This window comes from Streptomyces sp. NPDC085481 (assembly GCF_044541845.1).
In the GTDB taxonomy this organism is placed as follows: Bacteria; Actinomycetota; Actinomycetes; order Streptomycetales; family Streptomycetaceae; genus Streptomyces.
In genome coordinates this window covers 1-12,803 of the sequence record NZ_JBITTJ010000006.1, presented here as the reverse complement: position 1 = coordinate 12,803, position 12,803 = coordinate 1, and the positions used below count along the sequence as shown (strand labels likewise).

Below are 12,803 nucleotides of genomic sequence, written 5' to 3'. Positions count from 1 at the left end.
CAGCGGGCCGCCGAAGACCGGCCGGTGCTGCCGGGAGGTCGCCTGTCGGCTGCCGCGGACCGGCCCGCCGCCTTCGGTCAGTGGCTCCCGCAGGCCGGGGCGTCGGTGACCGGGAGGGGCTCCGGGACGCCGATCTTCGGGAGGCCGAGGAGGACACCGGCCGGCTTGGCGGCGGGCGCGGCGGTGCGCTTCTCCCAGGCGTCGCCGGCGCGCGTGCGGCGGACCGCCGCGACCGCGCCCTCGGCGAGCAGGTGGTGGGGGGCCGCGTAGGTGATCTCGACGGTCACCACGTCGCCGGGCCTGACATCCTCGTCCGGCTTGGTGAAGTGGACGAGCCGGTTGTCGGGGGCCCGGCCGGAAAGGCGGTGCGTCTCGCCGTCCTTGCGCCCCTCGCCCTCGGCGACCATGACCTCCAGGGTGCGACCGACCTGCTTCTTGTTCTCCTCCCAGGAGATCTCCTCCTGAAGGGCGACCAGGCGCTCGTAACGCGCCTGCACGACCTCCTTGGGGATCTGCCCCTCCATGGTGGCCGCGGGGGTGCCGGGGCGCTTGGAGTACTGGAAGGTGAAGGCGTTCGCGAAGCGGGCCTCGCGGACCGTGTGCATGGTCTGCTCGAAGTCCTCCTCGGTCTCGCCGGGGAAGCCCACGATGATGTCGGTGGAGATGGCGGCGTGCGGGATGGCCGCGCGCACCTTCTCGATGATCCCGAGGAAACGCTCCTGCCGGTACGAGCGGCGCATCGCCTTCAGGACGGTGTCCGAGCCGGACTGCAGGGGCATGTGCAGCTGCGGCATGACGTTCGGGGTCTCGGCCATCGCGGCGATCACGTCGTCGGTGAAGTCGCGCGGATGCGGCGAGGTGAACCTGACCCGCTCCAGGCCCTCGATGTTCCCGCAGGCCCGCAGCAGCTTGCTGAAGGCCTCTCGGTCGCCGATGTCGGAGCCGTACGCGTTGACGTTCTGGCCGAGCAGCGTGATCTCGGAGACGCCCTCGCCGACCAGCGCCTCGATCTCGGCCAGGATGTCGCCGGGGCGACGGTCCTTCTCCTTGCCGCGCAGCGCCGGGACGATGCAGAAGGTGCAGGTGTTGTTGCAGCCGACGGAGATCGACACCCAGGCGGCGTACGCGGACTCGCGCCGGGTCGGCAGCGTGGAGGGGAACGCCTCCAGCGACTCGGCGATCTCGACCTGCGCCTCCTCCTGGATACGGGCCCGCTCCAGGAGCACCGGCAGCTTGCCGATGTTGTGCGTACCGAAGACCACGTCGACCCACGGGGCCTTCTTGACGATGGTGTCCCGGTCCTTCTGCGCCAGGCAGCCGCCGACGGCGATCTGCATGCCGGGCCGGGAGGTCTTCCTGGGCGCGAGGCGGCCGAGGTTGCCGTACAGCTTGTTGTCGGCGTTCTCCCGGACGGCGCACGTGTTGAACACCACGACGTCGGCGTCGCCGTCGGAGCCCTCGGGGGCACGGACGTAGCCGGCGTCCTCCAGCAGTCCGGAGAGCCGCTCGGAGTCGTGGACGTTCATCTGACACCCGTAGGTGCGCACTTCGTAGGTCCGCGTCACGCCCACTTCGTCCACTGCTCCGGTCCGGTCGCTGCTGCTGGTCATCCCTCAAGGGTAAGGGGGCGGCGGGGGTGCCCGGGAATGCCGGACGGGAGGCTCGGCCGGAGCAAGCGGAAGCCCCGCCGGGACGCACCCGGCGGGGCTTCGCGTGAGCTGCCGCTCAGCGGCACAGCGCTTGCTTCCTAGTCTCCCAGGAACCACAGGTAGAGGTGCGGTCCGCTCTCCACCTGATGACAGAGGCTCTCGATCTCCGCCACCGCGTCGTTCCCGAGAAGATCACGGACGGAGGGATCGGAGATCTCCCGCCGGAGCCGCTCGGTCTGCCGCGAGTTGAACATCGTGTCCGCGTAGGGCAGCACACTGCCCAGGAACGGGAACGCATCCGGGTCGATGTGCTGGAGCGTCTTGATGAAGTCCAGCCGGGACGACCCGTGCGTCACGACGTTGCCCGTCTCCCCTCTCACCTGGAGATTGATCATCGTTCGTCCTTACTCAGTAGTCCGGATGGACACTCGACACCTCGCCGTTCTCCACCCAGACCGCGACGTTGTGAAGCGGTGTCCCGTCCGCGTCGAATCCGACCGGATGGACACTCCTGATCTGGAGCAGGTGCCGGTGCTTCTGGCCCGTGCCGAGGTTCATGTTGTCCAGCGGCTTCCGCATGGCAAGCCTCGCCCAGTTCCGGACGTGGTCCTCCGTGACCCACGAGTCGAACTTCGACTTGTGGCCCCACCTCGTCCAGGCCTCCGGGGCGGAGTCGAAGTGCCTCGCGACGATGTGGTCCCGCATCACCTGGGCCGAGATCGACCCGTTCCCGCAGTTGTGCACAAGGACCGAGGTCGTCGCCGCCACCACATAGTAGGTGTGGGCGTCGGAGACGGTCAGGTTGTGGACGGTCGCACTCCGGCTGGTCCGGTGCTCGACCGCGCTCACCCGGACACGGGTGCCCGAATCGGTGCTCAGCCACTGGCCCCGCTTCAGGTCGGTGGCGTCGATCCACTCGGCGAGCTCGGGGACCCAGAAGGGGTGGCCCTCTGTGGCCGTGACCGTCGCGGTCTTCGCACCGGCCTTGCCGTCGGTGTCGATCGTGACGTCGACCAGGTGCTTGAGGCCCTGACCCTTGATCGCGGCGGTGACCGTCTCGATCCGGGTCTTCCCGGTCTTCGGGTCGGTGGCCTTGACCTTGTCACCGGGCTTGACCTGCTCGATCGGCTTCGTGGAGCCGTCGGCCATCATGACCTTCGTGCCCGGGGTGAAGCTGTTGTCGACCGGGCAGGACCCGCCGCTGCCTTCATCGGCCTTGCCCGAGCCGCCACTTCCGCTGCTGCCGCCGTTGTTGCGGGAGGACCCGCCGGATGAGCCGCCGGGCTTGGAGGTGTTGGCCTTGCCGCCACCCCCGCCGGAGCCCTTGCCGCCACCGGAGCCCTTGCCGCCTCCGGAGCCCTTGGACTTGGGCTGCGAGGACGACTTCGGAGCGGCCTTGGCCTGGGCCTTCTTGTGGACGGGGTTACCCGTCTTCCGCTTCGCGGCGGCTGCCGCGTCGGCCTTTCTCTTGGCCGCTTCGGCCGCCTTCTTCTTGGCCCGTTGCGCCGCTTCCTTCTTGGCCTTCTCGATCGCCAGCTTCTTGGCCCGTAGCGCTGCCGCCTCCGCGGCCTTGGCGGCCTTGAGGACGGCCTCGGCGGCCTTCTTGGCCGCCTTGAACGCCTTGATGGCGTCGATGGTGCGGTTGACGGCCTTGATGACCGACGGGATCTTGCCGAGCTTCGTCCACGGGATGGCGTCGACGACGATGCTGACGCAGGACCACATGTCACCGCCGAAGCAGGCCATGGCGTCGTTGATGCCGATGAAGTCCTTCAGCGTCTCCCAGGCCACGGCCAGGATGACGGAGGTGAGGGACTTGCCCTGCATCGCCTCGGCCTGAGCGACCTGCGCCGCCGACAGACCGGCGCCCGCGAGGGCCGCGGCCCGCTCGGAAGCGGTCAGGACGATCGAAAGGCCCGTCGGGTCGGAGTGCGAGACCGGGTTGTTCTGGGCGTAGTTGTAGCCGTTGGACTGAAGCGGGTCGTTCAGGTCCAGGATCGGGTCGGCGGACAGGAAGCGTCCGACGACGGGGTCGTAGAGACGGGCGCCGAGCGGCTGGAAGCCGGAGGCGTCGTCACGGGTCTTGCTCAGGAATCCCTTGTGGGTCTGGAGGTTCGCGCCGGCTGTGTCGGCACCACGCTGGTTGCCGAACGGATCCTGCTTGCGGACCCGGACCGCCTGACCGCTGTAGAGGGTGACCTCCGCGTACACGCTGCCCTGGTGGTCGGCCGCGAGGGCGACCAGCGCGTCCGAACCGGTGCCGTTGGCGTAGCGCATGACCGCACCGCCGGGGGCGGCGTAGGTGCGCTCGGTGCGGACCAGGACGCCGCCCTGCTGGACGGTGACCTGCGCCTCGCCCAGGTTGAGCGTGGCCTGCTTGCCCTGGATGGTCAGCCAGCGCTCACCGTCGGGGCCGTAGATGTGACGGGTGTCGTTCTGCGGCAGCCACTGCTGGGCCGTGGAAGCGGCGTCACAGGTGGCGAGCACGATCGCGGTGCCGTTCACGTTCGCCGCACCCTGCACCGCGAGGCACAGACCGGAGGCGACGTGCGTCAGCTGACCCGACGCGTTGCGCTTCAGCTGCTGCGCGGCGGAGCCGTTGCACTTCTGCAGCTGGGCCGCGGAGCCTGCCGTGTTGGCGGCGGGCTGGACACACCAGGTGTCGTACATCTCGAGGACGCCGAGGTTGGCGTCCGCCTGACCCGGGGCCGGCTCGAAGTGCCACGCCTGCGCCACGGTGCTGTTGCAGCCGTAGAGCTGGACGGCGTTGCCGGCGGTCGCGAGACCCGACTTGAGGTCGAGGCACTTCTGGCCGAGACCCACGTACGGGGTCTTGCCACCCGAGCCCTGACCGATGATCCGGTCGACCTTGCCGTCATACGTCCAGGTCAGGTCCTGCTTGTCGCCGTTCTGGATCGAGGTGACGGTCTTGGTCTCGCCCGTCAGCTCGTAGGCCCGCTGCGCCTCGGCCGTGACCTGAGCGCCGGCCGGGGTCGTGTACTTCTTCGTCACCTTGGTGAGCGTGTGCGGCTGGTCCTTGGCGGCACCCTTGCCGTACTCGTAGGTGCTGGTGGCGTCCTTGTTGGCGTCGCCGGTGAGGTCCTTCTCGGTCAGCTTGGTGCGGTTGCCGAGGAGGTCGTACTCGTACTCCTGCCAGTAGCCGGAGTTGTCGGTGCCGGCGGCGACGTTCAGGGTGCCGTCGGTGTTCTTCGGGTTGGTGCAGTTCGTCTGGTCCTTGGAGGTCCAGGCGGACTTCAGCTGGCCCAGCGGGTCGTAGACGAAGCACTGGCGCTCCTCGATCCCGACGGACTTCTCCTGGATCGAGGTGACGTTGCCGGACGGGTCGTAGGTGTACGCACGGTTCGAGACCAGGTTGCCGCCCACGAGGCCGGCGGTGTTCTGCTCCCGGTAGACGCCCTGCTCCTTCAGCTCACCGCTGCCCTCGTCGTACAGGTTCTGCGTCCAGACCCGGTAGGGCTGCGCGCCCAGGGTCGAACGGAGCACCTGGCCGTACGGGGAGTAGACGGTCTCCGAGCCGTACCAGTCCTTGCCGGAGACGGAGAGCGGCTGGCCCTCCTTGTTGTAGCGGACGACCATCTTCTCGGCCGCCAGCTTGCCGATGGCCGGAAGCTGCGCTTCCTCGAGCGCACCGGTGTCGGTGTAGCTGTAGCCGTAGGTGTAGTCCTTCGCGAAGCCCCATGTGTCGACGAGGGACTGCGGCAGGGACAGGGTGGTTGAGGTCGGCTGGTAGTCGCTGGTGTAGCCGTTGACCTTCTGCGTGTACGCCAGACCGTCCGTGTAGCGGACCGCGGTGGCGGGCATGCCCTTGCCGCCCGGAGCGGTGTCATAGGTGTAGTCGGCCAGCAGGGTGCCGTTGGCGTCGTTCAGGCGCTGCTGCTTCGGCCGGGACAGCTCGTCGTAGCCGTTCCAGACCGTGACGCCACGGCCGTTGGTCGTGGACAGCACACGGTCGTACTCGTCGTACGCGGTTCGCGTGGTGCCCGTGTCCGGGTCCGTCGCGGTCTCCATGCGGCCGCGGTGGTCGTACGTCCAGGACCACGGGTGGGCCGGGTCGGCCGAGGTGGTGGCCTTCACCGGACGGCCGTTCACGTCGTACTGGTAGCTCAGCGAGGTGAAGCCGTTCGGCGCCGCCGGGTTGAAGGTGTCGACTCGCGAGGCTCGGCCGGTCGCGTCGGTGTAGACGCGGTAGGACGAGGTGCCCTCGGGGCTGACGACCTTGGACCAGTCCTGGCCGTACTCGTAGCGGGTGGCCCGCTCCGGGTACGCCTTCGAGGAGGCCTCCTTGGTGACCGGGTCCACGTACTTCATGTACGGGGTCTCGGACAGGACGCGGCCGAGGCCGTCGTAGGTGTAGCGGGTGATGTTGGGGATAGCGGTGTCGGCGAGCGGCGTGAAGAGCTCGCCGATCTTCGCTTCCTTGGTGAGGTAGGCGTTGTTGGTCTGCCACACCTCACCGGAGCTGTTGTACAGGGTGTCGGTGACGAGGTACCCGTCACCGCTCTCCGGCTGCTCCAGCGACTGACGCTCGCGCCCGAGACCGTCGTACAGCGTGACGGAGGTCTCGACCCGGTCCTCGTGACCGCGCGCGTACGTCGTGACGTACGGAGGCTTGCGGATCTTGAGCGTCGGGTCGTTCGGGTCGGTCTCCTCGGCCGGGACCGTGTACTCGGCACGGAAGTCCGGCACGACGCCCGCCGCGGGAGTGCGGCCCGGGGACCAGGCCTCGGCGAGACGGCCCAGCGGGTCGAACTTCGCCTCGGACACCAGACCGTTCGCGTCGGTCGTCTTCAGCGCGGTCCCGCGGCCCGGCTCCAGCTCCTGGACCTGCGTGTGCCCCAGGGGGTTGGTCTGGGTGATCTTGAAGACCTGACCCGCGGGCGGGTCGAAGGTCGTCGTGACCGACTTCTGGTCCGCGTCGGTCTGGCGAACCACCCGACCGACGGCGTCGAAGGCGGTGGTGCCATCGCTCTGGAATCCGGAACCGTCTCCGTTCAGCGTCCAGGATTCGGTCGCCAGACCACGGGTCGACGCACCGAGAGCGGTGGCGTAGGCCGTCGAGTCGTACGCCGTACGGACGCCGGCACCCAGCGTGCTGAGGTCGGTCCAGTTGGCGGCGGCGCAGGTGGTGGGCGAGACGAGGACCTGCTTGGTCAGACCGATGATGTTCTTGGTGGTCTGGTTCAGGTACTCCGACTTGGTGCAGGACTCGTCGCCGGTCTTGCCGGTGTCACCGAGGTCCTCCACCTGGGTGGGCAGACCGTACGCCGACTCGTAGGTCGTCTTGGTCCGGACCTCGCGCAGGGTACGCGGGTCGTCCGAGTTGGTGCCGGACGACTTGGTGTACGCGATCTCCTCGGGCTCCGTGACGCGCCAGGCCTTGAGATCGCTCAGGTCGTCCCGGTCCCGCTTGCCGAGAAGGGTGGCCTCGGGGATGGTGACGCTGCGGGAAAGCCAGTCGGTGTCGGCGTCCGTCGGGTTGGTGTAGCTGAGTTCTTCGGCGATGAGGCCGGCGAAGGCCTCGCGGTCGTAGAGGGTGGAGCCGTCCGACGTCTTGATGACGTTGCCGTGGACGTCCTTCACGGGGACGGTGTCGCCCATGCCGCGGAAGAACCGGTTGACGGCCTTGGACTGCTTGCTGCCGATGGCCGGGTCTTCGGCACCGGTGATGACCGTGGTCTGCTCGAAGCCCGCGAACTGCGAGTAGGTGCGCGTGGACTTCTTCGTGAACTCGGCCTCGGCGTACTTCCAGCCGGGGTTCTTGTACTCGTACGCCGTCTTGGTGGCGTAGGCGCCGTCGACGTTGGGGAGCTCCTCGATCGACTGGACCACGTACTTGTGGAACCAGTCGATGTCCTCGACCTCGGCGTCCGGGTTCCAGAAGGTCGGGTAGCAGAGCTCGGTGTTGGCCTTCAGGCCGGCGGTGTCCGTCTTGGACGGGAGGCCGGTGCCGGAGAGGCACTTGCCGGCGATGGGCTTGTAGGTGACGACGGTCTCGCCGCCGTACTCGTTGATGACACGCGCGATGCGCAGCCGGGAGAAGCCCGGGCGCTGCGGGTTGACCGCCTTGACGCGGTTCGGCATGTCCTCGGTGTTGGACTCGAACCGGACCGGGTTCAGCGACACGCTCGCGTCGGTGGAGCCGTTGCGGGCGTAGCCGGTGCGCTGGATGGACTCCAGCCACAGGGCGGTGTTCGGGCCGGTCTTCAGCTCGGCGAAGGACTGCTTGAGCTGGTACTCGTCGACGACCTGACGCGCGGTGGTGTCGGTGCGGCGCTGGGCCGAGGTCGTGATCTTGTCCAGGCGCTTGCGGGACCAGAAGGTCGGGCCCGCGTTCCAGCACATCTTGCCGGCCTCACAGCGGAGGTCGGCCGGGGTGTCGAACCAGGGGCGGTAGTTGCCCGGGTTCTTCGACTTGAAGTTGTCCTCGGTGCACTCGACCGTGCCGACCTTGTAGCAGCGCTCCTCGACGGTGAAGCCGACGCGGGCCGGGGCCGTGGCGCTGAAGATGGTGTCCTTGCGCTGGCCGTAGTAGATGTGCGACAGGTAACCGTCACGGTGGTACGAGACGGGGCCCTTGAAGTACATGTTGCGCGCGTAGTAGTTCGTGTCGCGCTTCCACCACAGCGACATGGCGTTGCCGTGGATGTCCTCGACGTAGTCGAGGCTCCAGCGCCAGCCCTGCGTGCAGTAGGAGTGGGCCCAGTCGCCGGCCTTGTAGCAGTCCTCGCCCGGGTGGTTGCCGTAGACCGGGACCGTGAGCACCGAGTCGGTGGTCGGGTCGTCGGCGGCGGTGCCGTTGTCGGACCAGCCCGGCAGCTTGTTCAGGCCGAAGTGGTACCGGGTGCCGTCCTTCGTCGTGACGACCCAGTACTCACCGTCCTTGGCTCCGTTGCCCGTGGCCTGGCCGGTGATGCGCTCGATCTTCGAGCCGTCGCCGTTGGCCGTGAACCACTTGCTCTGGGCCGCGTCCCACACCAGCTCGGTGGTCATGCCACCCAGCGAAAGGGTCGCGTTGTCCGAGCCCCAGCACAGGTCCGCGGTGCGGTGGGTGGCGTTGTTGGAGCCGGCCTTCTTGGAGTCCTGGCGGCAGTTGGCGTACGTACGGGTGATGGAACCCGCGTTGTAGTCCCAGCCGTCACCGATCCACGAGGCCTGGTTGTTCGTCGACGAGGTACGCCCGTCGACCGACTGCGAGGAGTAGGACAGGCCGATCTTCGGGATCAGGCCGCCCGCCGTCTCCGGGACCTGCACCTGGTACTGGTAGGTGAAGGCGCCCGAGGACGAGCCGGCCGACCAGGAGCCCGAGGACAGCAGCGGGGAGGCCGTGAAGTCACCCGACACCGAGGCGCCGGTGTCCATCGCGCCGAGGGCCTGGGCGCCCGACGCGTCGACCGCGGGGAAGGCGGCCTTGCGCGCGGAGGCGCCCGACACGCTGGAGGAGGTTCCGCCTTCCAGCAGGTCCGCGACGGGCACGTTGCCGGTCAGGATCTTGCGGGTCTTGGCGTTCTTCGCGGCAGGCGACCTGGTCGGCGCGTCCTTCGCGGCGACCGTCTTCACGGTCGAGCGAAGGCGCTCGAACTTCTCGCCCTCACTCCCGCCGTCCTTGCCCGACATCGTCTCCGTGCCCGGCTCGGCGACGCAGTCGCCTTCCGGCGTGGCGGAGAGGACGCAGTCCGGGAGGAGGACGAGACCGAAGCGGTCGGCGGCCTGCGGGCCGTAGAGGTCGGCGAACGCGGTGGTGTCGACCTCCACCGCGACCTGCGCCGCGGGGTCCGCGGTCGCGGGCGGCGTGATCTGCATGATGAGACCGGAGACACCGGCGTCCTGCGACGCCTCCGGCGCCTTCAGGTCGACCTTCCAGTCACCCGCGACAGAAGCCGGATCCGTGCCCACCGGCACACCGATCGCGATCGGCAGGTCGGAGACCGGAACCGTCGTCCCCGGCTGCGTCTGCGCGGTCAGCGGCGCCGTGCCGACGTCCGCGGTCCACGGCGTGACGGCCTTCGGGTCGTACGGGTCGACCGGGACCTCGGGCGCCGTGCTCAGCGTCTTCTGCGCCTCGGCGTCACCGCCGAGCTCGGTGCTCTTCGGGATGTCGGGCAGATCGACCGAAGTGGTCTGCTCTTCGCGGTTCATGCCCGGGCCCGGGATGGCCAGCGCCTGCCCGCCCAGGCTCGTCACCGTCAAGGTCGAGGACAACAAAAGGACGGTCGCCACGCGGCTTCGCCGCCGGCGCCGTCGTATCGACTCCGTCATGACTGGGCGTCCCCGCCCCAGCCATGACAGCGGACCTGAAGCACGCATACGCGTCGACTCCCACCAGCCACAAAGTGAAGGAAAATGAAAAGAGTTGCGGGAACACCAAGGAGCGCACGCCTACGTGGCGCCCGCCGGGGCACTCTCCGCGACGTGTGGCGTGACGAGCAAGCGCATAACGCACTACCCAGAGTGATGTCGAGTGACGTACGTCACGCCGTATTGCCGATCACAGCGCCTTTCTGACTGCTAATCAGGCAAACCGGGAAATCCCCTGAAGTCCCCGCATCGCTTCGCTCCGAAAGCCGCAAACCAGGGGATTCACGTCGTCACTGAGACCGACTCTTTTGTTCAGGTCACGGATTAATAAAGATCTAATCCGTAGACGTGATGCTTCGCGCGTGTGATCGTGTGCCGTCCTGTGCCCCGCGGCTTGCCGTAGGGGCTGTCTGTGTTGTCCACGTTCACCATCCGTCTGGTTCACACGGGAGTAGACCGCCGTGACCGCGCCGCCTCGTTATCTCAGCCCCTTCGTGCGCACGCGCACGCGGCTGTCTTTGACCATCGGCCTCGTGCTGGCCGCCCTCACCGCTGCCCTCTTGCCCTGGTGGCAGCCCGATTCCACGCCTGTCACGGCTAACGGTGGCAAGGCCACCGACGCCAAGCAGGCCTCCACCGGCCCGAAGGACGAGGCCACCGCGCTGGCCGAGGCCGTTCGCAGTGGCAAGAAGGTCCTCGTCGACACCGCGACCACGGCGACCTCGCTGACGTGGGCCCTGCCCAACGGTCAGCTGCGTTCGCAGACGCACGCGCTGCCTCAGCGGACGAAGAACGCCGCCGGCAAGTGGGCGCCGATCGACAACAAGCTCACGCGCTCGGAGAGGGCTCCGCGTGGGCTCGGCATCTCGCCGGCCAATGCCGTCTACCCGGTGCGGTTCTCCAGCGGCAGCGAGCAGGCCGCGCGTGCGGACCGTTCGTTCGCCCGCGCGGAGACGCCGGGTGCGTCGGTGCTGGCCGAGGTGGAGTTCGGTGGTCACACCATCGCGTACACGTGGCCGGGTGTGCTGCCCGAGCCGGTGCTCGACGGCCCGCGTGCGCTCTATTCCGAGGTGCTTCCGGGTGTCGACCTGCTGCTCGTCGCGCGTGAGGAGGGCGGTTTCGCCCAGGTCCTCATCGTCAAGACGCCGCAGGCCGCCCAGCAGGACGCGCTGAAGTCCGTCTCCTACGGGCTGCGCTCCGCCACCGCGACCTTCCAGCACGACACCAAGACCAACCGCGTGCTCGTCCTGGACAAGGCCGGCAAGGAGGTCGGGTCGATCCCGACCCCGTTCGCCTGGGACTCCAGCGGCCGCGACCCCGAGCTGCCCGCCGGCACCGTCAACCGCACTTCGACCGCTACGCCGGGCGATGTGCTGAAGCTGTCGGGCCTGACCGGTATCGAGCCCGGTGCCAAGTCCGCTCAGCTGCCCGTCGCCCTCGACGGTGACAAGACCGGGACTGCCCGTCTCGCGCTGAACGTCGCCGCCACCAAGCTCCTTGACGACAAGAACGTCAAGTTCCCGCTCTTCGTCGACCCGACGATGAACTCGGGCTGGCAGGCGTGGACGACGGCGTACCGTCCGTACCCGAACTCCAGCTTCTACAACGGCACCAACTTCTCCTCCGGTACCTCCGACGCCCGTGTGGGCTACGAGTCGGACACCGGCGGTCTGGGCCGTTCGTTCTGGCGGATGGGCTTCGACACCAAGATGAAGGGCGCCACCGTCACCTCGGCGGCCTTCAAGGTCCTCAACAACCACTCCTGGTCCTGCACCACCCGCGAGTTCAAGTTCTACCTGACCGGGTCGATCTCCTCCGGTACGACGTGGAACTCGCAGCCGTCCTGGTCCACCCACCTGCAGTCGAAGTCCTTCGCGCACGGCTGGTCGACCTCCTGCCCGGACGAGTACGAGACGTTCAACAACTCCGCCGTCGTCGCCGCCGCCCAGAAGGGCGCCGACAACGGCTGGTCGAACATCACCTTCGGCATGCGCGCCACCAGCGAGTCCGACACCCAGACCTGGCGCAAGTTCCGCGCCACGTCAGCGACGCTCGAGGTCGACTACAACCGTCCGCCGTCCGAGCCCACCGCCGGCACCTCGACCCCCGGTGGCGCCTGCGTGCCCGGCCCGGGTGCGGGTGTCACGGTCGGCAAGACCAACATCGTCCTGAAGGCCACGGGCAAGGACGGCGACAACAACCTGTCCAAGCTCCGCTTCCGCTTCTGGAAGACCGGCGGCACCGTCCCGGCCGGCACGTTCGTCGCCGCGCCCGCCGCCGGCGGCACGGTCTCGACGACCATCCCGTCCACGTCACTGGAGGACAAGGCGACGTACTCCTGGGACGTGATGGCACAGGACGCCGCCGGAGCCACCTCGACCAACTTCCCCACGGGCACCGAGCCCTGCCGCCTCACCGTCGACGGCTCCGCACCCCCGCCGCCCACCGTGGACGAGGACACCACCCCGTTCAAGCGCGCCACCTCCGACGGCGCCACCTGGGCCGACGTGAAGTTCGGCGGCACCGGCAACATGACCATCACCTCCCCCGGCGCGGCGAAGTTCCGCTGGGGCTGGGAGGGGATGTCGTACACCGACGTCACCGCGGTCAACGGCGCCTACACGCTGACCAACCTCACGCCCCCGCACGCCGGCCCGAACTGGATGCACCTCTTCGCCCTTGACGCCAACGGCAACGTCAGTGCGCGTACCGACTACGCCACCTACGTCCCGCCGAAGGAGTCCGCGGACGGTCCCGGTGACGTCGGCGGCGACAACATCGCCGACCTGATGATCATCGACGCCAACGGCAACCTGTTCTCCTACCCCGGCTCCCCCG

At 68.4% G+C, this 12,803-nt stretch carries 4 protein-coding genes; 1 reads left to right on the top strand and 3 read right to left on the bottom strand.

Annotated elements, in window-relative coordinates; all coding sequences use genetic code 11:
* Nucleotides 1-77: 77 nt before the first annotated feature.
* The 3 genes from miaB to ACIGEZ_RS14885 all read right to left on the bottom strand — a co-directional run bounded on the left by miaB (nt 78) and on the right by ACIGEZ_RS14885 (nt 9,887).
* Nucleotides 78-1,610 (bottom strand): tRNA (N6-isopentenyl adenosine(37)-C2)-methylthiotransferase MiaB, encoded by a 1,533-nt coding sequence (gene miaB, locus ACIGEZ_RS14895; protein ID WP_399830642.1) that lies wholly within the window; start codon nt 1,608-1,610, stop codon nt 78-80.
* A gap of 137 nt (nt 1,611-1,747) precedes the next feature.
* Entirely contained in the window at nt 1,748-2,044 is a 297-nt protein-coding gene (locus ACIGEZ_RS14890) for a hypothetical protein (RefSeq protein ID WP_399830640.1), read from the bottom strand.
* A gap of 13 nt (nt 2,045-2,057) precedes the next feature.
* Nucleotides 2,058-9,887: a ricin-type beta-trefoil lectin domain protein gene (locus ACIGEZ_RS14885; protein WP_399830637.1), complete on the bottom strand. Its 7,830-nt coding sequence runs from the start codon at nt 9,885-9,887 to the stop codon at nt 2,058-2,060.
* 572 nt (nt 9,888-10,459) lie between these two features.
* On the opposite strand from ACIGEZ_RS14885, the gene ACIGEZ_RS14880 reads away from it, so the two are divergent.
* The coding region (locus ACIGEZ_RS14880) for a DNRLRE domain-containing protein (protein ID WP_399830635.1) at nt 10,460-12,803 on the top strand (2,344 nt) is incomplete at its 3' end.

Excerpts from the sequence above, each read along its gene's own strand:
- miaB (WP_399830642.1), bottom strand. The coding sequence starts at position 1,610 with ATGACCAGCAGCAGCGACCGGACCGGAGCAGTGGACGAAGTGGGCGTG.
- ACIGEZ_RS14890 (WP_399830640.1), bottom strand. The coding sequence starts at position 2,044 with ATGATCAATCTCCAGGTGAGAGGGGAGACGGGCAACGTCGTGACGCAC.